The sequence below is a fragment of the Salmonella sp. 3C genome (assembly GCF_025426275.1).
Classification (GTDB): Bacteria; Pseudomonadota; Gammaproteobacteria; order Enterobacterales; family Enterobacteriaceae; genus Salmonella; species Salmonella enterica.
In genome coordinates this window covers 4,732,889-4,756,443 of record NZ_CP104858.1, presented here as the reverse complement: position 1 = coordinate 4,756,443, position 23,555 = coordinate 4,732,889, and the positions used below count along the sequence as shown (strand labels likewise).

The following is a 23,555-nucleotide window of genomic DNA, read 5'->3' as shown; positions in this document are numbered from 1 at the left end:
ACGAAATCCTTAATCGTCGCCTTTGAGTTTTTTACGCTCAACGTACAGCCCTGCCGCTTCACGAACGAAAGCTGCGCAAATCTTTGCCTGATAACGGTTTTCGAGATCGTCGGCGATAGCGAGCAGCTCTTCTTTCGTTGAACGATACGGACGAAGGGCGTTGTAGATTTCAAGAATGCGATCGTCCGGTACCGCGGTCAGTTCGGCGGCGCGTTCGAAGTTCATCGCCAGCCGGTCGCGGCCCGCATCTTTGGCGATAGACGCCTGTAAGCGCAGGGTTTCCGGGGTAATGCGCATATCCTGAGCGGTGACTTTATTGCTCAGCACGTTTTCCAGCGTAAAGTCGTCCAGCGTTTTATTGGTGGCGGTTTTCACCCATTCCGGGTGTTTGTTCGCCAGCGGGTAGTCGCTGACCTTTGCGCTGCGGGACGTGCCGCCTGCCGCAGGAGCCGCTGCTGGCGCATCGCCCTGCAGGCTGTTCATGCGGCTCAATACGTCCCGAACCATCGATTCAATTGCGTCGGTATTCATGGAGTTATCCTTTATCAAAGCGCCACGCGCAGTTCCTGCGGGTTTTTGCCCGTCACGACGTACTTGGTCTCTTTAATGTGCAAAATGGCCGACTTTGCCTGGTACTTCGGGCGTGCCATCTGGTCATTGAGCGTAGGGACCGGCTGTGGTGATTCGCGTTTCGCATAACGGGCGGCGTTTTTACCAATCTGACGGTAGGTTTCCAGCGTCAGCAGCGGCGCCTGTGGGAACAGCTCCAGGTTGGAGAGCGGCGGTAGCCCCTGCTGGTGGATAACCGTAGTGCCTTTCGACTGGATGCCGATGGAGATGCCGGAGCCGCTCAGGCGGTTACCTTCCACGGCGACGAACGCCACGTCGGAAGATTTAAAGCAGCGAATCACGCGCGCCCTGATACCTTCTTCTTCAATACCGGCAATGACTTCGCGCAAAATGCTCTTATGCGGTAAGCCGACGATATTGACGGTTTGCGCCAGGCCAAATGCCGGGCCGACGGCGATAATGACTTCGTCCTGCTGAGTGCCCTGGCGCGCTTCGCCCACTTCGGTCAGAAAGCCGTCGCCCGCAGGCGCAGCGGTCTGTGGTGCTGTGGATACCGCAGGCGCATTAAACGAGACGGGTTTATCGCTGCCCTTCATATCGCGAAGCACGTCTTCAATTATCTGGCGCAGCAATTTTTCATTAATTTCCATTTCTCACCCCTTAATCAATCTCGTTGGGATCAAGAGCGCCAGGGATGTTTTTAATCTCTTCCCAGCGTTCTCCCTGCAGGCGATAACCTGTTGCCGGACCGGCATAGTCATTGACGTCATTAACCGCAGAGAGCACTTGTCCGTCGCCGACGATAATGGCGGAGGTGTGCAAATAGTCGCCGGTTAGCTTGGCTTTCTGGATGTTGAGCATGTCCTGGGCCACGTCGGTAAACCCGCCCTGCGCCAGCGCTTTAACGACTTCCAGACCGTTGCGGTTTTTATTGATGATTTCTTGGGCGAACTTGATGTCTTCGACGATGTTACGCTCCGGCATATCTTTCGAACCGTGGGCATAGGTCGCAGCTTCAACTTCTTCATCGGTAATCGGCGGCAGTCCCATTCCGGCAAACACGGCCTGCAGCGCGCGGGCGGCTTTGTTACGGATGGCGATAACGTCCTCTTCGCGAACCGGGCGCAGACCGCCGTCCACTTTCAGGTCACGCTGGATAACGTTGTAGTCGTCAAAGTCTTCCGCATCTTCGTTGGAACCGGCGAACATGTTGTCGTAGTTCGGCACCGCGGAATAACCAGAGGAGATAAAGTCGGTACCCGGCAGGAACTGCATCAGCAGGCGCGCGGTACGACGCATATCGGAGTGGGTGAAGGTCTGGTCGTTACTGGAGGCGCATTCCAGATCCAGCGAAGAGCAGATCAGGTTTTCCGCCAGCACGGCACGAATGCCTGACGGCACGGCAGACGGTACGCCGATGCAGCTTACGGAGCCGTTTTGCAGCCCCTGAACGCCCGCGGCTTTGGTGATATAGATGCAGCGCGCTTCCAGATACAGCATGGATTTGCCTTCGGCGTAGCCCATCTGCACTTCGGAGCCGGAGCCGGAGGTGAAGCGCATTTTCAGGCCGCGAGAGGCGTAGGAAGAGGCTAAGAAGCCCTTCGACCATGGGGTATCGTCACCGTCGGTGAAGACCGGCTCGGTGCCGTAAACGGAGATGGTTTCGGCGTAGCAGGTGTGGCCCAGCATGCCGAGCTTCAGCTCGGTGGCTTCTTCCAGCGAGCATTGAGTCAGTACCCCCGGACGACCTACCTGAGAACCAACCAGCAGCGCGATGGCGTTGAACGGCGCATAGCGCGCTACCGCAACCGTCGTCTCTTGTTCGTCAAACCCGCGCCATGCGCCTTCGGCGGCATCGGCGGCAATTTGCACCGGGTTGTCTTTAACGTTGGTGACGTGCGCCTGTTGAGATGGAGTACGGCGGGCGCGCATTTTCTGCATCGCCATCATCATCTCAACCACGTTCATATGCGAAACCACTTCGACAATTTTCGCTGGGGTCATCGCGGTGGTTAGCGGAACGATTTCGCTGCGCTTGACGTTCGGATCGCACAGCATGTTAGCCAGCTTGACCGAATCCATCGCCATCACTTCTTCGGCGCGGTTCAGGTTGATGCCGTAGCGGGCGATAAAGTGGTCGATCAGGTCGAATTCGCTAACCGGTTTTCCGTCCAGCTCGGTTACCGCGCCGTTAACGATTTTTATCGACGGTTTTGGGTCGTTCGGGCTTTCCATCGCGATAAAGCCTTCTTCGATCCACTCCTTAACAAAGCCGTCCTGATTCACAGGGCGTTTCGCCAGTGCTTCAAATCTTTTCGATCTCATGAATCAGCCTCGTGGGTATCAGATGTAGGACGGGCGATCGTTTTTCGGTTCAGAACCGAGGGTCGCAAGGACGGTTTTGCCGATTTCGCGGGCGGAGGTCACCGCCTGACGGACCGCGCCGGAGTCGCCGGAAATCACCAGAATAGCTTCGTTACTAAAGCTGGTGCCGTGCGCCGGAGAGCTGTACGCCACGACTTCAACGTTGGCTGACTTCAGCGCGGTATCGGCCATCAGTACGCCGACGGAAGCCGGAGCGCCGACGATAATGCCGCAGGCGCGGCCAATCGGCGCGCCGAACGCTTTTTCCAGCGCATAGCTGGCGCGAGCGGTGTACTGCAGCTCGATATGTCCGGCTTCGTTGCCGTAAACATCACCGAAGGTGCGGTCCAGCTCTTTCAGCGCGACTTCGATACCGCGCTTGACGTCGGATACATCGTTACCGCCTAAAATAATCAGCGAACCGTGGCCCGCTCCGCCTTTGGTATCGCGCGGCAGCTCAATGCTGACCACTTCGGTGTTGGTGGCTTTCACCGCTTCGTCCGCCGCCATAATGTGCGGGCCTGCGCCGGTTCGGGCGCCGAGAATACCGATGGAACGATAGCGCTTCTCAAGCTTCATCGCGTCCAGCAGGGCGGTATCGACGTTGGCGATAACCAGGCCCAGGGTATCGCCAATGGCGGTCCCGACAAATTCCGTTAAACTGCAGCTTTTTTCTGCCATAGCCGTCTCTCGTATAGGTTGGGGTTGACCAGGGATGGCCTGTTGTTCCGGCGTTGCCACACGGGCAATCACCTGCGCCATGATCTGTTCCACCAGCTCATTGCTGCTCATTGGCTAATTCCCTTCGGTAAGATTTTTTCTACATCGGTGTGAGGGCGTGGGATGACGTGTACGGCTTTCACTTCACCCACGTTGCGTGCGGCTGCGGCACCTGCATCGGTGGCCGCTTTGACCGCGCCAACATCGCCGCGCACGATGACGGTTACCAGCCCGGAGCCAATCTTTTCATAGCCCACTAACATCACATTGGCTGACTTAACCATTGCATCAGCGGCCTCTATGGCTGCGGTTAAGCCTTTGGTTTCTACCATTCCTGGTGCTTCTTGTTGCATAAAGACCTCGCATGGAGTGTTCCGATAGTTGGGACTATAAGAAGATGCGAGGAAAAAGAATGGCTGACTTGCTGTTGAGCATCAGAAAATAATGAGAAAGCAATATGACTAAATTGCCTTTTATTTTTATAACTCATTGATAATCAATATTTAATTTATTATTGTCTATATGATTATTTTGTTTTTATTATTTCATTTTTACATTTTTGTTAGTGACGAGAGTATTTTTATTTGATATGGCGAAAGACGCAAAATGTGATGTTTATTCGAAATTGATAAGTTGGCTTGTGCAATATTTTATTATTTCAACAGGCGTATTTTATAGCTCAAATTTCCCGTGTGATGGGCTGATAAAAATATCGGAAAAGCAAAATTTTGCTATCGCAACACGATTTTTCCGGAAGGCAGGCCCGCAGGTTGCCAACAATTTACAGGCGGCACTTTTTATAGTGAGGTTAGCTGTACTCTACCGCCAGCCGAAACTTGCGCTGGCCAGGACACGAACTTTGCTCAGAAGGTGTCACATGAATGATTCTCTAAAGGCGCAATGTGGTGCGGAATTTTTAGGCACCGGACTCTTTTTGTTTTTTGGTATCGGTTGTTTGAGCGCGCTCAAAGTCGCAGGCGCCAGCCTCGGATTATGGGAGATTTGCATTATTTGGGGGCTTGGAATTTCACTGGCCGTTTACCTTACTGCCGGAATCTCCGGCGGACATCTTAACCCTGCGGTGACGATTGCGCTGTGGCTGTTTGCCTGCTTTCCCAAACAGAAAGTATTGCCTTATATTATTGCCCAGTTTGCCGGCGCTTTTGGCGGCGCTCTGCTGGCGTATGTGCTTTATAGTAGCCTTTTTACTGAATTTGAGACTGCGCATCATATGGTGCGCGGTAGCGTCGAAAGTTTGCAATTAGCCAGCATTTTCAGTACCTATCCGGCCGCAGCGCTAAATGTATGGCAGGCTGCGTTGGTGGAAGTGGTCATTACGTCGATTCTGATGGGCATGATCATGGCATTGACGGATGATGGCAATGGCATTCCTAAAGGGCCGCTTGCGCCTTTGCTTATTGGGATATTGGTTGCCGTTATCGGCGCGTCTACTGGACCCCTTACCGGTTTTGCAATGAACCCGGCGCGTGATTTCGGTCCCAAACTGTTCACATGGTTAGCGGGGTGGGGGAACATGGCGATGAGCGGTGGGCGAGAGATCCCTTATTTTATCGTGCCGATTGTCGCGCCTGTTATCGGCGCCTGTGCCGGAGCAGCCATATATCGCTATTTTATTGGTAAGAATTTACCTTGTAACCGCTGTGAACTGTAAGGAAATGCGAACCAGATTCACAGCAATGATGTATCGTAAAAACAGGTGAGATAATTTCGTGATCTGCTTTCACGAACTGATCAAAACGTCTCCCAGCAATGGGAGACTTTTGATATTGTCATTGTACTTTTTATCAGGGCCAGGATAATGCTAATAAAAAGTGAATGTAAATAATGTGTTTTGTTTATAACAATAAATTAACTGAGGGGTTTTATCATGATTTCTGCGAGCGCTCTGAACTCAGAACTCATTAATAAAATCGCACAGGATTTTGCACAAGCCACCGGTCTGGCGGTTGTGGTTGTCAATATTCATGGTGATGAAATATCTGAGCTATTCAATTTCACGCCGTTTTGTCAGTTGATGCGGCAGCATCCCCAGCATAGTACACGTTGTCGTATGAGCGATCGCTGCGGGGGACTGGAGGCATCGAAGTCCGATCAACCCTGTATTTATCGTTGTCATGCCGGTCTAACGGATTTTTCTATTCCGCTGGTAATCGCAGGGCATTTAGTTGGCTTTGTTTTATGCGGGCAGGTTCGTTTAAGTAATGACGTGGAGCTGGTAAACATTCTTAATGTTGACGATCGCTGGCAGGCTGACCCTGAGCTCTTGAATGAATTTCGGAATGTGCCAGAGATGGACTATTCACGCGTTATCGCTTCCGCCGATCTTCTTAAACTGATTGTTGAGAATTGCCTGAAAAAACAGCTCAATTTCGTGGTTATCAAAGACAATCCGCAGCAATCGGAGGCAAATAAAACCACTCGTGGTCCCACTCCGCATGACAGTAAAATGAAAAAAGCGCTTCGCTATATTGATGCGCATTTGTCCGACGATCTTCGTCTTGAGGATGTCGCCTCACATGTCTATCTCAGCCCCTATTACTTCAGTAAGCTATTCAAGAAATATCAGGGAATCGGATTTAATGCGTGGGTAAACCGCCAGAGAATGGTTAGCGCCAGAGAATTGCTTTGCCATAGTGACTGGAGTATTGCCAGTATTGCGCGTAATTTAGGCTTTTCGCAAACCAGCTATTTTTGCAAAGTCTTCCGCCAGACCTATCAGGTTACGCCGCAGGCTTATCGCCAGCAGATAAATGAGAATTCTCATCCTCCATCGTTATGAATAGCAATATTTTGCTATTGCCGATTTTTGATAGTCTTTTGTATCTTAATCATTTCAGAAAGAAAATTTATCTGGTGTAACAATAAATTGTCATAGCGCAACAAAATAATAAAATTTAGGGCATAAACTGCACCAGTTTTTATTTTTGTGATGAAGTACAGTGTCAGGAAAGATAAGTTTTATTACGCTTTGTCGATACGTTTTATCGTCAATATACCGGTAAGGATGAGTAGATTAACGTCAGACGAGCAACCGCTCAGGCTATTGCTCACAGAAATGTAAAACGTAGCACATTATTAATTGTCGTTATGGGTGTGCCGTACAGCCATAACGTAAACCAACAGGTTTGCCACATTTGTGGTAGGGAAGGGGGTGAAAATCCCCCGCAGCCCCCGCTGCTGTGATGCTGACGACCCCGTAAAGACCACTGATCGCAAGATTGGGAAGGACGGGCGAGGAGGACGCTAAGCCAGAAGACCTGCCTGTCGGTGATAACCAACAACTTCGGTGGGAAGTGGGTTGCGAAGACGCGTACAGTCGAAAGACTGAACATGCGCGTACCTGTATACCCCTACCACCCTGAACAGGATCAGGGTAATGGCGGCAAGGCATCACGCATTTATTCTTGCAGGCACAGGAAGCGGTTGCGGCAAAACCACGGTGACGCTTGGTTTGTTGAGGCTGCTGCAAAAACGCGCGCTGCGCGTACAGCCGTTTAAAGTTGGGCCAGATTACCTTGATACCGGCTGGCATACCGCTATCTGTGGCGTGGCGTCCCGTAATCTTGACAGTTTCATTCTTCCTCCTCCTGTTCTCAACGCCTTATTTTGCGAACAAATGCGGCAGGCGGATATCGCTGTCATTGAAGGCGTCATGGGGCTGTATGACGGCTATGGCGTCGACCCCAATTACTGCAGCACAGCCGCGATGGCCAAACAGCTTGGTTGCCCGGTCATCCTACTGGTGGACGGCAAGGCTGTTTCAACGTCGCTTGCGGCTACCGTTATGGGATTTCAGCACTTCGACCTGACCCTCAACCTCGCGGGCGTGATTGTGAATCGCGTCACTAGCGACGCCCACTATCAGCTCCTCAAAAATGCCATTGAACATTATTGCTCACTGCCGGTACTGGGGTATGTCCCTCCTTGCGACGGCGTCGCATTACCTGAACGCCACCTGGGGTTGATTACCGCCAGAGAATCCCTCGTCAATCAGCAATCATGGCATGATTTTGCCGCCTCGCTGGAACAAACAGTGGATGTGGATGCGCTACTCTCGCTGAGCGTGTTATCAGCGCTTCCGACGGGAATGTGGCCTGAGCGCCCCGATAACACAGCGGGGGCAGGGCTGACGCTTGCTCTGGCGGATGATGAGGCCTTTAACTTTTATTATCCCGATAACATCGATTTTCTGGAGCGTGCCGGCGTTAACATTGTGCGTTTTAGCCCACTGCATGACCGCGCATTGCCTGATTGTCAGATGATCTGGCTGGGCGGTGGATATCCTGAATTATACGCCGCGGATCTGGCGGCAAATACGGCGATGTTAAAACATTTGCGGGCGGCGCATCAGCGCGGCGTGGCGATTTACGCGGAGTGTGGCGGTCTGATGTATCTGGGGAGCACTCTGGAGGATAGCGGTGGGGAAATTCATCAGATGGCGAATATTATCCCCGGTCACAGCAAAATGGGTAAGCGACTTACCCGCTTTGGTTATTGTGAGGCGCAGGCTATGCAGCCAACGCTATTGGCGGTGCCTGGCGAGATAGTGCGCGGCCATGAATTTCACTACTCAGATTTTATCCCCGAAACACCCGCCGTTATGGCCTGTCGTAAGGTTCGCGATGGCCGCGTGTTACAGGAATGGGCTGGCGGCTGGCAGACAGGCAACACGTTTGCCAGCTATCTGCACGTCCATTTCGCCCAGCGTCTGGAAATGTTGCAGCACTGGCTGGCGGCGGCGAGGCGCGTATTATGACGATCCTTGCCTGGTGTATCGCCTGGGTGCTGGATTTTATCATCGGCGACCCTCAACACTGGCCCCATCCGGTACGCTGGATAGGCCGTTTAATCACGTTTGTGCAGCGTATTGTGCGTCGCTATTGTCCCGGCGATAAAGCGCTGCGGATTGGCGGCGGCGTAATGTGGGTTGTGGTTGTCGGGGCGACCTGGGGCGTGGCATGGGGCGTACTGGCGCTGGCGCAGCGGATTCACCCCTGGTTTGGCTGGAGCGTCGAAGTCTGGATGATCTTTACCACGCTGGCCGGACGCTCTCTGGCCCGCGCCGCACAGGAGGTTGAACGACCGTTGCGGGAGAACGACCTTGCGGAAAGCCGAATAAAACTCTCCTGGATCGTCGGGCGCGATACGTCGCAACTTCAGCCAGCGCAGATCAATCGCGCTGTGGTGGAAACGGTTGCAGAAAACACCGTTGACGGCATTATCGCGCCGCTCTTTTTCCTCTTTCTCGGCGGCGCGCCGCTGGCGATGGCCTACAAAGCCGTCAATACCCTGGATTCAATGGTGGGCTACAAACATGAAAAATACCGGGCGATTGGTATGGTCAGCGCCCGTATGGACGACGTAGCGAACTATCTTCCCGCCCGACTGAGCTGGCTGTTGCTGGGCATTGCGGCAGGACTGTGTCGCCTGAGTGGTTGGCGGGCGCTGCGTATTGGCTGGCGTGACCGTTATAACCACAGTAGCCCAAATTGCGCCTGGTCGGAAGCGTGTGTGGCCGGCGCCTTAGGTATCCAGCTCGGCGGCCCAAATAACTACTTTGGCGAGCGTGTGGACAAGCCCTGGATCGGCGACGCGCAGCGCGATATTTCCGTAGACGATATTTCCCGAACGATTCGATTGATGTGGGTCGCTTCAACCCTGGCGCTGGCGCTGTTTATTGCGGCGCGGTGCGGGTTATCTGGCGTGGCCTGAGGACGACAGTATGCATTATATCCAGCAGCCCCAAACCATTGAGGCCAACAGTTTCACCATTATTAGCGACATTATTCGCGAAACGCGTCCTGATTACCGTTTCGCCAGTCCGCTCCATGAGGCCATTATCAAGCGGGTTATTCATACCACCGCCGATTTCGACTGGCTGGACATTTTGTGGTTCTCTGCCGATGCGCTGGAGCAGCTTTGTGATGCGTTACGCCATCCGTGCATTATTTATACCGATACCACGATGGCGCTGTCCGGCATTAATAAAAGATTACTGGCGACGTTTGGCGGCGAGTGTCGCTGTTATATCAGCGATCCGCGCGTGGTGCGCGCCGCACAAACGCAGGGGATTACCCGTTCAATGGCCGCCGTCGATATCGCTATCGCCGAGGAGGAGAAAAACAAGCTCTTTGTTTTCGGTAATGCGCCGACGGCCCTGTTCCGTTTGCTTGAACATAACGTGACGGTGAGCGGCGTGGTGGGCGTACCGGTAGGCTTTGTCGGCGCGGCGGAGTCCAAAGAGGCACTCACCCATAGCCATTTCCCCGCGGTTGCCGCGTTAGGGCGTAAAGGCGGCAGTAACGTGGCTGCCGCTATCGTCAATGCGCTGCTCTATCATCTCCGGGAGGCCTGATGAGCGAGCTTTCTTTTGACGCGCCGGTCTGGCACCACGGTAAAGCGTTACGTAAAGGATATACCACCGGTTCCTGCGCGACGGCGGCGGCAAAAGTCGCCGCGCTGATGGTATTACGTCAACATCTGATTCATCAGGTCTCCATCGTCACGCCGTCGGGCGTCACGCTATGCCTGAACGTGGAGTCGCCGCACATTGAAGGCCAGCAGGCGATAGCCGCAATTCGTAAAGATGGCGGCGATGACGTGGATGCCACGCACGGAATGCTGATTTTTGCCCGCGTTACGCTCAACGACAGCGGTGAGATTACGCTCACTGGCGGCGAAGGTATTGGTACGGTAACGCGTAAAGGGATTGGACTGCCGCTCGGGAGCGCCGCCATCAATCGTACGCCGCGCCATACCATTGAGTCAGCGGTGCGCGAAGCGATAGGCCCGGCGCGTGGGGCCGATGTGGAGATTTTTGCCCCGGAAGGCGAAGTGCGGGCGCAAAAAACGTATAACTCGCGGCTTGGCATCCTTGGCGGCATTTCCATTATTGGCACTACCGGCATTGTGACGCCGATGTCGGAAGAAAGCTGGAAACGCTCACTATCGCTGGAACTGGAGATCAAACGGGCGTCAGGATTAACGCGGGTGATACTCGTGCCGGGCAACCACGGCGAACGGTTTGTTCGCGAACAAATGGGCGTCGACACACAGGCAGTCGTCACCATGAGCAATTTTGTCGGCTACATGATTGAAGAGGCGGTACGGCTGGGATTTTGCCAGATAGTGCTGGTGGGGCATCCTGGAAAACTGATCAAAATCGCCGCCGGGATCTTTCATACCCATAGCCATATTGCCGATGCGCGCATGGAAACGCTGGTCGCGCATTTAGCTTTACTGGGCGCGCCGCTGGAGTTACTCACCCTGGTCGGCGATTGCGATACCACTGAAGCGGCAATGGAGCACATTGAAGCATATGGCTTCGGGCATATCTATAACCATCTTGCCAGGCGTATTTGTTTGCGAGTCATGCAGATGCTGCGTTTTACCAAAACGCCGCCTGTCTGCGACGCCATCCTGTTTTCTTTTGATAACCATATTCTCGGCAGTAATCGTCCCGTCGACGAGATTGCTAAGGAGCTACAATGCTAACGGTCGTGGGAATGGGGCCCGCCGGACGGCATTTGATGACCCCTGCGGCGCTGGAAGCGATAGACCACGCCGATGCGCTGGCAGGCGGTAAACGGCATTTGGCGCAGTTTCCGGCGTTTGGCGGCGAACGATTTACGCTGGGCGCGGATATTGGCGCGTTGTTGTCCTGGATTGCCGCCCGCTGGGATAAAGGGATCGTGGTGCTGGCCTCCGGCGATCCGCTGTTTTATGGCATCGGTACACGCCTGGTGGCGCATTTTGGTATCGAACAGGTTCGCATTATCCCTGGCATCAGCGCCGTACAGTATCTGTGCGCGCAGGCTGGAATTGATATGAATGACATGTGGTTGACCAGTAGCCACGGTCGTTGCGTCAGCTTCGATCAGTTGGCGAGCCATCGCAAAGTGGCGATGGTCACGGATGCCCGCTGCGGGCCGCGAGAAATCGCGCGGGAACTGGTCGCGCGGGGCAAAGGGCATCGCTTAATGGTGATTGGTGAAAATCTGGCGATGGAAAATGAGCGGATCCACTGGCTACCCGTCAGTGCGGTCAACGCCGACTATGAAATGAATACAGTGGTGATCCTGGATGAAAGATGAGCTTTTTCTGCGCGGCGAGAACGTGCCAATGACCAAAGAGGCGGTACGGGCGCTGGCGCTGTCGAAACTTGAGCTCCACCGCGCCAGTCACCTGATTGACGTCGGGGCGGGAACGGGAAGCGTCTCAATTGAAGCGGCGCTGCAATTTCCTTCGTTGCAGGTGACGGCTATCGAGCGTAATCCTGCCGCGCTACGGCTGCTTGATGAGAATCGTCAGCGCTTTGCCTGCGGCAATATCGATATTCTCCCCGGCGAAGCGCCAATGACCATAACCGGGAAAGCCGATGCGGTGTTTATGGGCGGCAGCGGCGGACATCTGACGGCGCTGATTGACTGGGCGATGGGCCATCTGCATCCCGGTGGCCGTCTGGTGATGACCTTTATCTTGCAGGAAAACCTTCATAGCGCGCTGGCGCATCTTGCGCACATCGGCGCATGTCGAATGGACTGTGTACAGCTTCAGCTTTCATCGTTAACGCCGCTGGGGGCGGGGCACTATTTCAAACCGAACAATCCTGTTTTTGTTATCGCCTGTCAGAAGGAAGAAAACCATGTCAGAGACATTTGATCCACGCTGTGTATGGTTCGTCGGCGCCGGGCCGGGCGATCGCGAGCTGATCACGCTTAAAGGCTACCGCCTGCTGCAACAGGCGCAGGTAGTTATCTATGCCGGTTCGCTGATCAATACCGAATTGCTGGATTACTGCCCCGCGCAGGCAGAACGCTACGACAGCGCCGAACTGCATCTTGAGCAGATTATCGAGCTGATGGCGGCGGGCGTGAAAGCGGGAAAAACGGTGGTGCGTTTGCAAGCGGGCGATGTCTCGCTGTACGGCTCCGTACGTGAGCAAGGCGAAGAGTTAACCCGCCGTGGTATCGACTGGCAGGTAGTGCCTGGCGTCAGCGCGTTTCTCGGCGCTGCGGTGGAGCTGGGTGTGGAATATACCGTACCGGAGGTATCGCAGAGTCTCATTATTACCCGTCTGGAAGGGCGTACGCCAGTACCGGCGCGCGAGCAACTGGAGGCGTTCGCCAGTCACCAGACGTCGATGGCGATTTATCTCTCCGTTCAGCGTATTCACCGAGTGGCGGAACGTCTCATTGCCGGCGGTTATCCGGCAGCTACGCCTGTCGCGGTCATCTATAAGGCTACCTGGCCGGAAAGCCAGACCGTTCGCGGCACGTTAGCGGATATTAGCGACAAAGTACGTGATGCTGGCATCCGTAAGACGGCGCTGATTCTGGTCGGGAATTTTCTGGGTAAGGAGTATCACTACTCAAGACTTTATGCAGCGGACTTTAGCCATGAATACCGTAAAGCCTGAATCCATTGCGTTGTTTTGCCTGACGCCCGGCGGCGTGGCGCTGGCAAAGAGACTCTCCGCGATGCTGCCGTTAACCTGCTTTACCAGTGAAAAACTGCGGGAAGAGGGATTTATTCCCTTCGATGGCGGATTCGCTAATACCGCCCGGCAGGCTTTTACCACTTATACCGCGCTTATTTTTATCGGCGCGACCGGCATTGCCGTTCGTGTCCTGGCGCCGTTAGTGAACGACAAGTTCAGCGATCCGGCGGTGGTCGTCATTGATGAACGAGGTCAGCATGTCATTAGCCTGCTTTCCGGTCATGCGGGCGGGGCCAATGCCTTGACGCGCTACCTGGCAGGAATGTTAGGCGCCGATCCGGTGATTACCACGGCAACGGATGTCAATGAGATGTCCGCGTTGGACACCTTAGCTTTCCAGCTTAACGCCCGCATGTCCGATCTTCGCACGGCGGTAAAAACCGTTAACCAGATGTTGGTCAGTCATCAACGTGTGGGGTTATGGTGGGATGCCGAACTAACGGAAGAGATCGGCCAGTGCGATATTCGCGGTTTTATCCCTGTTGATGATTTGCAGCGGTTGCCTGAGCTGGATGCGCTTATCTGCGTCTCTTTGCGTAATGACCTCCCTGAGCTTCCCGTACTGCACTGGAAACTGGTGCCCCAGCGTGTGGTGGCGGGAATTGGCTGTCGCCGCGATACGCCATTTCCCCTGTTAGCGACATTACTGGCGCGTCAGCTTGAAGCGCAGAAACTCGATCCGCTGGCGTTAAAAGCGATTGGCAGCGTCACGCTCAAAAAAGGGGAGCCGGGGCTTATTCAGCTCGCCTCCTGCTGCCGCGTGCCTTTTAAAACCTTTACCGCCGAAGCGTTGCGTGAATTCGAACACCATTTTCCCGGTTCTGGCTTCGTCAGAAAAACGGTGGGCGTTGGCAGCGTATCCGGCCCGGCAGCGTGGTTATTAAGCCAGGGACAATTGTTAGGCGAGACCCTGCGAGAACAGGGCGTCACTATTACTTTGGGAATTTCACACTGATGTTAAGCGTAATCGGAATTGGCCCTGGCTCACAGTCAATGATGACCATGGAAGCGATTGAGGCGTTACAGGCGGCGGAAATCGTCGTGGGCTACAAAACCTATACCCATCTGGTTAAAGCATTCACCGGCGATAAGCAGGTGATCAAGACCGGCATGTGTAAGGAAATTGAACGCTGCCAGGCGGCTATTGAACTGGCGCAGGCTGGGCATAACGTAGCGCTCATCAGCAGCGGGGATGCGGGAATTTACGGCATGGCGGGTCTGGTGCTGGAACTGGTCGGCAAGCAAAAACTGGACGTCGAGGTGCGGCTCATTCCTGGCATGACCGCCAGCATCGCCGCCGCCTCTTTACTGGGCGCGCCGTTGATGCATGACTTCTGTCATATCAGCCTCAGCGACCTGCTGACCCCGTGGCCGGTTATTGAAAAACGTATTGTTGCCGCCGGAGAGGCAGACTTTGTTATCTGTTTTTACAACCCGCGCAGCCGCGGGCGCGAAGGGCATCTGGCGCGCGCGTTTGACCTGCTTGCCGCCAGTAAAAGCGCGCAAACGCCGGTTGGCGTGGTGAAATCCGCCGGACGTAAGAAAGAGGAAAAATGGCTGACTACGCTCGGCGATATGGATTTTGAACCGGTAGATATGACCAGTCTGGTCATCGTTGGTAATAAAACGACCTATGTTCAGGATGGGCTGATGATAACGCCGCGAGGTTACACGTTGTGAATGAGGGGGAGGTGCTGGTGGTGGGCGGCACCAGCGATGCGCGCGCGTTATGCCGACAACTGGATGCGGCGAACGTCGCGTACACCTTATCCGTGGCGACGCCAGCCGGAAAAGCGCTGGCTGGCGACATTAAAGGACAGGTGCGCTGTGGTCGTCTGGAGTACGGGCAGATGGTCGCCTGGCTAAAAGAAAACCGTACTCGCTGGGTAATAGATGCATCGCATCCTTATGCAGAAATGGTCAGCCATAACCTCCTTCGCGCCTGTGAAACGGCGGGCGTGTTGTTAAGTCGTTATCAGCGTCCGGAGCAGCTTAGCAATCTGACGCATCCGCTTCTCTATACGGAGCGCAGTATTGCCGATGCCTGCGAGATAGCGAGGCGTTTTGGTCCGCGCGTGTTACTGACGACCGGCAGTAAAGATCTGGCCGTCTGGCGTGCCGGGCTGGCGGAAAAAACGTTGCTGGCGCGCGTACTGCCCGTGGCGGAGGTGATTCAACGCTGCAGCGAACTGGGGTTCGGCGTTGGAGAAATTTTCGCACTGTGTGGGCCGTTCAGCGCTGATTTTAACGCCGCGTTTTACCACCAGTGCCGGGCCGACGTAGTCATTACCAAAGCATCCGGCGCGGAGGGGGGATATCAGGAAAAAGTTCAGCCCTGTCTGGATGCGGGCATTCCCTGCATCGTTATTGCGCGCCCGACGCCGCTTGTGACGGGTGATGAGTTACTGGAAAGCCAGGCCGCCTTTGCGCAGCGTTTATCGCGCTGGCTGGCCGCAGCTAAGGAGTAAAAATGAAAAAGCGCTTCTGGTGGTCAGTTTTGGCACCAGCTATCACGACACCTGTGAAAAAAACATTGTGGCGTGCGAACGTGATCTGGCGGCGTCTTGTCCCGATCGCGACCTGTTTCGCGCCTTCACTTCCGGAATGATCATTCGCAAGCTTCGCCAGCGTGACGGTATCGACATCGATACGCCATTACAGGCTTTGCAAAAGCTTGCCGCACAGGGATATCAGGACGTGGCGATTCAGTCGTTGCACATTATTAACGGCGACGAATATGAAAAAATTGGCCGTGAAGTACAACTCTTGCGTCCGTTATTCACTCGCCTGACGCTGGGCGTGCCGTTGCTGAGCAGCCATAACGATTATGTGCAGCTAATGCAGGCGTTGCGACAACAGATGCCATCGCTCAGACAAACGGAGAAAGTCGTTTTTATGGGCCACGGCGCCAGCCATCACGCATTCGCAGCTTATGCCTGTCTCGATCATATGATGACCGCGCAGCGCTTTCCGGCGCGCGTCGGCGCCGTAGAAAGCTACCCGGAGGTCGACATCCTGATCGACAGCCTGCGTGACGAAGGCGTCACCGGCGTACATTTGATGCCATTAATGCTGGTGGCGGGCGATCACGCCATTAATGATATGGCTTCAGACGACGGCGACTCATGGAAAATGCGCTTTAACGCGGCGGGCATTCCGGCGACGCCGTGGCTGAGCGGGCTGGGAGAAAACCCGGCTATCCGGGCGATGTTTGTCGCGCATTTGCGCCAGGCGCTGAACATGACGGTAGAGGAGGCGGCATGAACGGTAAATTATACGCATTAAGTACCGGGCCAGGCGCGCCCGACCTGATAACCGTCCGCGCAGCGCGGATTCTTGGCTCGCTGGACATTCTGTATGCGCCCGCCGGTCGTAAGGGGGGCGATAGCCTGGCGCTGTCGATTGTGCGCGACTATCTCGGCGAGCAGACGGAAGTACGTTGTTGCCATTTCCCTATGAGCGCTGACGGCGCCGAGAAAGAAGCGGTCTGGAACGAGGTTGCCGCCGCGCTTACCACAGAGGTGGAAGCGGGTAAACAGGTCGGTTTTATTACCCTGGGCGATGCGATGCTATTCAGTACCTGGATTTTTTTACTCCAGAGAATCGGCTGCCCGGAGTGGCTGGAGATTGTCCCCGGCGTCACGTCCTTCGCCGCGATAGCCGCCCGCGCGAAAATGCCGCTCGCCATAGAACGGCAATCGCTGGCGGTTATTTCTTGTACCGCGCCGGAGGCGGAAATAGCCCAGGCGCTACAACAGCATGATAGCCTGGTGTTGATGAAAGTGTATGGCCGATTCGCCCGTATTAAAGCGTTGCTGGCGCAGGCTGGCCTGCTGGAATGCGCCTTAATGATGTCCGAGGCCACGCTGCTCGGCGAGCAGTGCTGGCGCCACCTCCACGAGGTCAACGATGATCGAGCGTTGCCCTATTTTTCGACCATTCTGGTCAATAAACAGTGGGAGTATGCAGAATGAAACTTGAACAGCAGCTTAGACAGTTGTCTTTCAGTGGACTGGCTGCAGCGCTATTGCTGATGGTTGTCCCGCAACAGGCGTTTGCGATGCATATCATGGAGGGCTTTTTACCGCCAGTGTGGGCGCTGGCCTGGTGGTTACTGTTTTTACCCTGCTTGTGGTATGGGCTGGTACGCTTACGGCGTATTGTGCAGGAGGATAATCATCAGAAGGTACTGCTGGCGCTGTGCGGCGCGTTTATTTTTGTCCTGTCCGCGCTCAAAATTCCGTCGGTAACGGGGAGTTGTTCACATCCGACCGGCGTTGGTCTGGCGGTTATCTTGTTCGGGCCTGGGGTGGTGGCGATTCTCGGCGCGGTTGTGCTGTTGTTTCAGGCGCTATTGCTGGCGCATGGCGGCCTGACGACGCTTGGCGCAAATGGAATGTCGATGGCGGTGATTGGCCCGGTTGTCGGTTATCTGGTGTGGAAAATGGCCTGCCGTGCCGGACTGCGCCGCGATGTCGCCGTTTTTCTGTGCGCGATGCTGGCGGATTTGGCGACCTATTTTGTGACTTCAGTCCAGCTTGGCGTTGCGTTTCCAGATCCCCATGCCGGAGCGACAGGGTCTGTTGTGAAGTTTATGGGGATTTTCTGCCTCACACAGATTCCTGTCGCTATTGCTGAAGGTTTATTAACCGTCATGATTTATGACCAGTTAACCAAACGGCAAGTGATTACCGTACAAGGACATTAAAATGAAAAAAACGTTGATGTTGTTAGCGATGGTGGTGGCGTTGGTGATTCTGCCGTTTTTTATTAACCATGGCGGTGAATATGGCGGTTCAGACGGCGAAGCGGAAAGCCAGATTCAGGCTATTGCGCCGCAGTATAAACCCTGGTTTCAGCCGTTATATGAACCTGCCAGCGGTGAAATTGAAAGCCTGCTGTTTACCCTTCAGGGCTCTCTTGGCGCGGCGGTGATTTTTTATATCCTGGGGTATTGCAAAGGTAAACAACGCCGTGATGACCGGGCTTGATCGACTCAGCTATCAAAGCCGCTGGGCACACGTTGCGCCGCAGCGCAAGTTTTTGCTGTGGCTGGCGATGATAATACTGGCGTTTGTTCTGCCGCCTGTAGGGCAGGGCATTGAGCTGCTGATCATTGCCGGATTGAGCTGTTGGCTATTGCGCATATCCCTCTGGCGCTGGTGTCGATGGATGGCGATACCTTTTGGATTTTTGTTGGTCGGCGTGATAACGATTATCTTCAGCATCAGCCGCGAGCCGCAAATGCTGCTGGCTGGCATATCTGTTGGGCCGTACTGGATCGGGATTACCCGTGCGGGCGTGGTTACGGCGAATGAAACGTTCTGGCGTAGCCTGACGGCGCTGTCCGCGACGTTGTGGCTGGTGATGAACCTACCGTTTCCGCAGTTAATTAGCTTGCTTAAGCGCGCGCATATTCCACGCCTGCTTACCGAGCAAATCCTGTTAACGTGGCGCTTTCTCTTTATTCTTCTGGATGAGGCGGCGGCAATTCGTCGCTCGCAAACGCTGCGTTTTGGTTATTGCAGCCTGCCGAACGGCTATCGATCTCTGGCAATGCTGACTGGACTCCTGTTTACGCGGGTGTTAATGCGTTATCAGCAAATGACTACCACGCTGGATATCAAACTGTATCAGGGTGATTTTCACCTGTAAGGACTATTATGCTTGCCACTTCAGACCTGTGGTTCCGATATCAGGATGAGCCGGTACTTAAAGGGTTAAATCTGGATTTTTCGCTCTCGCCTGTTACCGGTTTGGTGGGCGCGAACGGCTGTGGGAAGTCTACGCTTTTTATGAACCTGAGCGGCCTGTTGCGTCCGCAAAAAGGGGCCGTGTTGTGGCAGGGAAAACCGCTGGATTACAGCAAGCGCGGACTACTGGCGCTGCGCCAGCAAGTTGCGACGGTTTTTCAGGACCCTGAACAGCAGATTTTTTATACTGATATCGATAGCGACATTGCGTTTAGTTTACGTAATTTGGGGGTGCCGGAGGCGGAAATCACGCGCCGCGTCGACGAGGCGCTAACGCTGGTTGACGCCCAACATTTTCGCCATCAGCCCATTCAGTGTTTGAGTCATGGGCAAAAAAAACGTGTGGCTATCGCCGGAGCGCTGGTGCTACAGGCGCGCTATCTATTGCTGGATGAACCCACTGCTGGTCTCGATCCCGCAGGGCGCACTCAGATGCTTGCTATCATCAGGCGGATTGTGGCGCAGGGCAATCATGTCATTATCTCCAGCCATGATATCGATCTTATTTATGAAATTAGCGATGCCGTATACGTGTTACGCCAGGGCCAGATCCTGACGCATGGCGCGCCTGGCGAGGTTTTCGCGTGTACGGAAGCGATGGAACAAGCGGGGCTAACCCAGCCCTGGCTGGTCAAACTTCATACTCAACTGGGACTGCCGCTGTGTAAAACAGAAACGGAGTTTTTTCATCGAATGCAAAAGTGCGCATTCAGGGAGGCGTCATGACGCAGGCAGTTATGTTGCAGGGGACGGCATCCGACGTCGGCAAAAGTGTGCTGGCGGCGGGTTTATGCCGCATTTTTTATCAGGATGGTCTGCGTACCGCGCCGTTTAAATCGCAAAATATGGCGCTTAATTCTGGTATTACGTCGGATGGTAAAGAGATGGGGCGGGCGCAGATTTTTCAGGCGGAAGCCGCGGGGATCACGCCAGATGTGCGTATGAACCCGGTGCTGCTCAAACCGACCAGCGATCGCCAGGCGCAGGTCGTGCTGATGGGGAAAGTGGCGACCAATATGGATGCGGTGAGTTACCATGACTATAAACCGCGTTTGCGTGAGCAAATCCTTGCGGTCTATAACAGCCTGGCGCAGGAATATGACGTTATTGTGCTGGAAGGCGCCGGAAGCCCGGCGGAAATCAATCTGCGCGATCGCGATATCGTCAATATGGGAATGGCGGAAATGGCCCAGTGTCCGGTTATTCTGGTGGCGGATATCGACCGAGGCGGCGTATTCGCCGCTATTTATGGCACGCTGGCGCTGCTGCATAAACAGGAGCGTGACAGAGTAAAGGGCGTCATTATCAACAAATTCCGCGGCGACGTGGCGCTACTCTATTCCGGTATCGAACAAATCGAATCGCTTACCGGCGTCCCGGTCCTGGGAGTGATGCCGTGGCTGGATGTGGATCTGGAAGATGAAGATGGCGTCGCGCTGCAAAACGATAAATATCGCGGTAACGCCCCCCGTGATATCACTATTGCCATTGTGCAACTGCCACATATTTCTAACTTTACGGATTTTAACGCTCTGGCGGCGCAGCCGGATGTGCGCATACGCTATATTCGCCGCCCGGAAGCGTTGACTGACGCTGATCTGGTGATCCTGCCGGGCAGTAAGAATACGCTGAGCGACCTCGCCTGGCTGCGCGAAAGCGGGATGGCGGATGCGCTATTGCAGACACATCGGCAGGGCGTGCCGGTGATGGGAATTTGCGGTGGCTACCAGATGCTGGGCGACACTATTGTGGATGAGGTGGAGTCGGGGCTGGGTACGCAGCCGGGCCTGGGGCTGCTTAATACGATCACTCGCTTTGCACAGGATAAAATCACGACGCAGGTTAACGCGACAATGTCAGGCGAGCTGCCCAGCTGGCTGGCTGCCGCGGCGGGGCTACCGGTACGCGGTTATGAAATCCACATGGGGGAAACGGTGCTGCAGGAAGGATGCTGTACGGCCATGACGTTACAGAAAAATGGATGCTCTGTGGCGGATGGCGCGGTCACCGCCGACGGACTGGCGTTTGGCACTTACCTTCACGGCCTGTTTGACAGCGATGCGTTTACCCGTGCGGTGGTCAATGGGTTACGGGCACGAAAAGGGCTTGCGCCGTGGGAAACGACTTTTTGTTATGCGGAGCATAAAGCGCGGCAATTTGATCTGCTGGCGGAAGCGATGCGGCAACATATTGATATTGATAAAATTTATACCATCATGCAACAGCATCAGGAGCCGGTATGATGATTCTGGTGACGGGCGGGGCGCGTAGTGGTAAAAGCCGTCATGCTGAAGCCTTAATTGGCGATGCGCCGCAGGTACTGTATATCGCCACCTCGCAGATTCTTGATGACGAGATGGCGGCGAGAATTCAGCATCATAAAGATGGCAGGCCGGCACACTGGCGGACCGCAGAATGCTGGCGGCATCTTGATACGTTGATTACCGCGGATCTTGCCCCTGACGACGCGATTTTGCTGGAATGTATTACCACCATGGTGACGAATCTGCTGTTTGCGCTGGGAGGCGAAAACGATCCCGAACAGTGGGATTACGCGGCGATGGAGCGCGCCATTGACGATGAAATTCAGATTTTAATTGCAGCCTGCCAGCGCTGCTCGGCGAAAGTGGTACTGGTGACAAATGAGGTGGGAATGGGGATCGTCCCGGAAAACCGTCTGGCGCGCCATTTTCGTGATATTGCCGGTCGGGTCAACCAACGACTGTCGGCAGCGGCGGATGAGGTCTGGCTGGTGGTCTCAGGTATTGGAGTCAAAATTAAATGAGTAAGCTGTTTTGGGCCATGCTCGCTTTTATTAGCCGCTTGCCCGTGCCGTCACGCTGGTCGCAGGGACTGGATTTCGAGCAGTATTCGCGTGGGATCGTGATGTTTCCCTTTATCGGGTTGATTCTGGGAGGGGTAAGCGGCCTGATTTTCATCCTCCTGCAACCCTGGTGCGGTATTCCGCTAGCGGCGTTGTTCTGTATTCTGGCGCTGGCGTTGCTGACCGGTGGTTTTCACCTGGATGGGTTGGCCGATACCTGCGATGGTATTTTTTCCGCGCGCCGCCGTGAGCGAATGCTGGAGATTATGCGTGATAGTCGTCTGGGAACCCATGGCGGGCTGGCGCTTATTTTTGTGCTACTGGCAAAAATTCTGGTGGTCAGCGAACTGGCGTTACGTGGAACGCCAATGTTGGCGGCGTTGGCGGCGGCCTGTGCGGCCGGACGCGGCAGCGCCGTTTTATTGATGTACCGTCATCGCTACGCCCGTGAAGAGGGGCTTGGCAATGTATTTATCGGTAAAGTCAGCGGACGGCAAACCTGCATTACTCTGGGATTGGCGGTAATCGTCGCCACGGTATTACTGCCTGGTATGCAAGGGTTGGCCGCAATGGTGGTCACATGCGCGGCGATTTTCATCCTTGGCCAGTTGCTTAAACGTACGCTTGGCGGTCAAACCGGCGATACGCTGGGCGCGGCGATCGAACTTGGTGAATTGATCTTTCTGCTGGCTCTGTTATGAGCCGATTATTACGGACGAGACATCTTATGCAGACACTACACGCTTTACTCCGTGACATTCCTGCGCCGGACGCCGAGGCGATGGCGCGTGCGCAGCAACATATTGACGGCCTGCTCAAACCGCCGGGCAGCCTGGGCAGACTGGAAACCTTAGCCGTTCAGCTCGCGGGTATGCCGGGTCTTAACGGTACGCCGCAGGTAGGTGAAAAGGCGGTGCTGGTGATGTGCGCCGACCATGGCGTCTGGGATGAAGGCGTAGCGGTTTCGCCCAAAATCGTGACGGCGATTCAGGCGGCGAATATGACGCGGGGAACAACCGGCGTATGCGTGCTTGCCGCTCAGGCCGGTGCGAAGGTGCATGTCATTGATGTCGGTATTGATGCCGAACCTATTCCTGGCGTAGTTAATATGCGCGTCGCGCGCGGCTGCGGAAATATTGCCGTTGGCCCGGCGATGAGTCGCTTGCAGGCTGAGGCGCTTTTGCTGGAGGTTTCCCGCTACACCTGCGACCTGGCGCAACGCGGCGTGACCTTATTTGGCGTAGGGGAGCTGGGAATGGCGAACACTACGCCAGCCGCCGCGATGGTCAGCGTTTTTACAGGAAGTGATGCAAAAGAGGTGGTGGGGATTGGCGCGAATCTTCCGCCTTCCCGCATCGATAATAAAGTGGACGTCGTGCGGCGGGCGATTGCGATTAATCAGCCCAATCCGCGCGACGGCATTGATGTGTTGTCGAAGGTGGGTGGTTTTGATCTGGTCGGGATGACCGGCGTGATGCTTGGCGCGGCAAGGTGTGGCTTACCCGTATTGCTGGATGGCTTTCTTTCCTACTCGGCAGCGCTGGCGGCCTGTCAGATTGCGCCTGCGGTGAGACCTTATCTGATCCCGTCGCACTTTTCGGCGGAAAAGGGCGCCCGCATCGCGCTCGCGCATTTGTCTATGGAACCCTATTTGCATATGGCGATGCGGTTAGGTGAAGGAAGCGGCGCGGCGCTGGCGATGCCGATCGTGGAAGCCGCGTGCGCCATGTTCCACAACATGGGGGAGTTGGCGGCCAGTAATATTGTCCTGCCGGAGGGGAACGCAAACGCAACATAACCCGGG

General features: G+C 54.9%; 27 protein-coding genes and 1 riboswitch. Of the genes, 22 read left to right on the top strand and 5 right to left on the bottom strand.

Annotated features, from left to right (window positions below; translation table 11 throughout):
• Positions 1-9 precede the first annotated feature (9 nt).
• From pduE to pduA, 5 genes are read right to left on the bottom strand one after another with little or no spacing between them, the layout of a single operon-like run.
• Positions 10-531 carry a propanediol dehydratase small subunit PduE gene (gene pduE, locus N7E69_RS23305; protein ID WP_001090597.1) on the bottom strand — a complete coding sequence of 174 codons (522 nt, stop codon included), beginning with the start codon at positions 529-531 and terminating at the stop codon, positions 10-12.
• 14 nt (positions 532-545) lie between these two features.
• Positions 546-1,220 carry a propanediol dehydratase medium subunit PduD gene (gene pduD, locus N7E69_RS23300; RefSeq protein WP_000405052.1) on the bottom strand — a complete coding sequence of 225 codons (675 nt, stop codon included), beginning with the start codon at positions 1,218-1,220 and terminating at the stop codon, positions 546-548.
• A 10-nt stretch (positions 1,221-1,230) separates the two neighbouring features.
• On the bottom strand, positions 1,231-2,895 hold the full coding sequence (gene pduC / locus N7E69_RS23295) for a propanediol dehydratase large subunit PduC (protein ID WP_001256896.1): 1,665 nt from the start codon (positions 2,893-2,895) through the stop codon (positions 1,231-1,233).
• 18 nt (positions 2,896-2,913) lie between these two features.
• A complete protein-coding gene (pduB, locus tag N7E69_RS23290) occupies positions 2,914-3,726 on the bottom strand; it encodes a propanediol utilization microcompartment protein PduB (protein ID WP_000097497.1) in 813 nt (270 codons plus the stop codon).
• Positions 3,723-4,007 (bottom strand): propanediol utilization microcompartment protein PduA, encoded by a 285-nt coding sequence (gene pduA / locus N7E69_RS23285; protein ID WP_001576180.1) that lies wholly within the window; start codon positions 4,005-4,007, stop codon positions 3,723-3,725. The genes pduB and pduA overlap by 4 nt, the downstream gene beginning before the upstream one ends.
• A gap of 524 nt (positions 4,008-4,531) precedes the next feature.
• Here pduA and pduF point away from each other — a divergent pair.
• The 22 genes from pduF (at position 4,532) to cobT (ending at position 23,549) form a co-directional block, all read left to right on the top strand.
• Positions 4,532-5,326, top strand: coding sequence for a propanediol diffusion facilitator PduF (gene pduF / locus N7E69_RS23280; protein WP_001000023.1), 795 nt, complete (start codon positions 4,532-4,534; stop codon positions 5,324-5,326).
• A 216-nt stretch (positions 5,327-5,542) separates the two neighbouring features.
• On the top strand, positions 5,543-6,454 hold the full coding sequence (gene pocR / locus N7E69_RS23275; protein WP_000622326.1) for a transcriptional regulator PocR: 912 nt from the start codon (positions 5,543-5,545) through the stop codon (positions 6,452-6,454).
• A 325-nt stretch (positions 6,455-6,779) separates the two neighbouring features.
• A riboswitch (cobalamin riboswitch) is annotated at positions 6,780-6,955 on the top strand.
• Positions 6,956-7,051: 96 nt separating this feature from the next.
• Complete coding sequence (locus N7E69_RS23270; RefSeq protein ID WP_000741244.1) at positions 7,052-8,431, top strand: cobyrinate a,c-diamide synthase; 1,380 nt, start codon at positions 7,052-7,054, stop codon at positions 8,429-8,431.
• Positions 8,428-9,387 carry an adenosylcobinamide-phosphate synthase CbiB gene (gene cbiB, locus N7E69_RS23265; protein ID WP_000153654.1) on the top strand — a complete coding sequence of 320 codons (960 nt, stop codon included), beginning with the start codon at positions 8,428-8,430 and terminating at the stop codon, positions 9,385-9,387. Before N7E69_RS23270 ends, cbiB begins: the two co-directional genes overlap by 4 nt.
• Positions 9,388-9,397: 10 nt before the next feature.
• Entirely contained in the window at positions 9,398-10,030 is a 633-nt protein-coding gene (locus tag N7E69_RS23260) for a cobalt-precorrin-8 methylmutase (RefSeq protein ID WP_000558988.1), read from the top strand.
• Positions 10,030-11,169, top strand: a complete 1,140-nt coding sequence (gene cbiD / locus N7E69_RS23255) for a cobalt-precorrin-5B (C(1))-methyltransferase CbiD (RefSeq protein WP_001292910.1) — start codon at positions 10,030-10,032, stop codon at positions 11,167-11,169. The genes N7E69_RS23260 and cbiD overlap by 1 nt, the downstream gene beginning before the upstream one ends.
• Positions 11,163-11,768: a cobalt-precorrin-7 (C(5))-methyltransferase gene (locus N7E69_RS23250; protein ID WP_000958840.1), complete on the top strand. Its 606-nt coding sequence runs from the start codon at positions 11,163-11,165 to the stop codon at positions 11,766-11,768. Before cbiD ends, N7E69_RS23250 begins: the two co-directional genes overlap by 7 nt.
• Positions 11,758-12,336 carry a decarboxylating cobalt-precorrin-6B (C(15))-methyltransferase gene (locus N7E69_RS23245; protein ID WP_000650985.1) on the top strand — a complete coding sequence of 193 codons (579 nt, stop codon included), beginning with the start codon at positions 11,758-11,760 and terminating at the stop codon, positions 12,334-12,336. Before N7E69_RS23250 ends, N7E69_RS23245 begins: the two co-directional genes overlap by 11 nt.
• Positions 12,320-13,093 (top strand): cobalt-precorrin-4 methyltransferase, encoded by a 774-nt coding sequence (locus N7E69_RS23240; RefSeq protein ID WP_000004861.1) that lies wholly within the window; start codon positions 12,320-12,322, stop codon positions 13,091-13,093. The genes N7E69_RS23245 and N7E69_RS23240 overlap by 17 nt, the downstream gene beginning before the upstream one ends.
• Positions 13,074-14,129, top strand: a complete 1,056-nt coding sequence (gene cbiG / locus N7E69_RS23235; RefSeq protein WP_001098926.1) for a cobalt-precorrin 5A hydrolase — start codon at positions 13,074-13,076, stop codon at positions 14,127-14,129. The genes N7E69_RS23240 and cbiG overlap by 20 nt, the downstream gene beginning before the upstream one ends.
• Complete coding sequence (locus tag N7E69_RS23230) at positions 14,129-14,854, top strand: precorrin-3B C(17)-methyltransferase (RefSeq protein WP_000953647.1); 726 nt, start codon at positions 14,129-14,131, stop codon at positions 14,852-14,854. Before cbiG ends, N7E69_RS23230 begins: the two co-directional genes overlap by 1 nt.
• Positions 14,851-15,642 carry a cobalt-precorrin-6A reductase gene (locus N7E69_RS23225; RefSeq protein ID WP_001001987.1) on the top strand — a complete coding sequence of 264 codons (792 nt, stop codon included), beginning with the start codon at positions 14,851-14,853 and terminating at the stop codon, positions 15,640-15,642. The genes N7E69_RS23230 and N7E69_RS23225 overlap by 4 nt, the downstream gene beginning before the upstream one ends.
• A gap of 19 nt (positions 15,643-15,661) precedes the next feature.
• Positions 15,662-16,438, top strand: a complete 777-nt coding sequence (cbiK, locus tag N7E69_RS23220) for a sirohydrochlorin cobaltochelatase (protein WP_237141762.1) — start codon at positions 15,662-15,664, stop codon at positions 16,436-16,438.
• Positions 16,435-17,148, top strand: a complete 714-nt coding sequence (locus N7E69_RS23215; protein ID WP_001013560.1) for a cobalt-factor II C(20)-methyltransferase — start codon at positions 16,435-16,437, stop codon at positions 17,146-17,148. The genes cbiK and N7E69_RS23215 overlap by 4 nt, the downstream gene beginning before the upstream one ends.
• On the top strand, positions 17,145-17,882 hold the full coding sequence (gene cbiM / locus N7E69_RS23210) for a cobalt ECF transporter S component CbiM (RefSeq protein WP_000764336.1): 738 nt from the start codon (positions 17,145-17,147) through the stop codon (positions 17,880-17,882). Before N7E69_RS23215 ends, cbiM begins: the two co-directional genes overlap by 4 nt.
• Position 17,883: 1 nt before the next feature.
• Positions 17,884-18,165, top strand: a complete 282-nt coding sequence (locus N7E69_RS23205) for an energy-coupling factor ABC transporter substrate-binding protein (RefSeq protein WP_000753212.1) — start codon at positions 17,884-17,886, stop codon at positions 18,163-18,165.
• A complete protein-coding gene (locus N7E69_RS23200) occupies positions 18,152-18,829 on the top strand; it encodes an energy-coupling factor ABC transporter transmembrane protein (RefSeq protein ID WP_000147122.1) in 678 nt (225 codons plus the stop codon). Before N7E69_RS23205 ends, N7E69_RS23200 begins: the two co-directional genes overlap by 14 nt.
• An 8-nt stretch (positions 18,830-18,837) precedes the next feature.
• Positions 18,838-19,653 carry an energy-coupling factor ABC transporter ATP-binding protein gene (locus tag N7E69_RS23195; RefSeq protein WP_000881542.1) on the top strand — a complete coding sequence of 272 codons (816 nt, stop codon included), beginning with the start codon at positions 18,838-18,840 and terminating at the stop codon, positions 19,651-19,653.
• Positions 19,650-21,170, top strand: a complete 1,521-nt coding sequence (locus N7E69_RS23190; RefSeq protein WP_000189667.1) for a cobyric acid synthase — start codon at positions 19,650-19,652, stop codon at positions 21,168-21,170. The genes N7E69_RS23195 and N7E69_RS23190 overlap by 4 nt, the downstream gene beginning before the upstream one ends.
• Positions 21,167-21,712, top strand: a complete 546-nt coding sequence (gene cobU, locus N7E69_RS23185; protein ID WP_000973148.1) for a bifunctional adenosylcobinamide kinase/adenosylcobinamide-phosphate guanylyltransferase — start codon at positions 21,167-21,169, stop codon at positions 21,710-21,712. Before N7E69_RS23190 ends, cobU begins: the two co-directional genes overlap by 4 nt.
• Positions 21,709-22,452, top strand: coding sequence for an adenosylcobinamide-GDP ribazoletransferase (gene cobS / locus N7E69_RS23180; protein ID WP_000039997.1), 744 nt, complete (start codon positions 21,709-21,711; stop codon positions 22,450-22,452). The genes cobU and cobS overlap by 4 nt, the downstream gene beginning before the upstream one ends.
• Before the next feature lie 26 nt (positions 22,453-22,478).
• Complete coding sequence (gene cobT / locus N7E69_RS23175; RefSeq protein WP_001193983.1) at positions 22,479-23,549, top strand: nicotinate-nucleotide--dimethylbenzimidazole phosphoribosyltransferase; 1,071 nt, start codon at positions 22,479-22,481, stop codon at positions 23,547-23,549.
• The last annotated feature ends 6 nt before the right edge of the window (positions 23,550-23,555 follow it).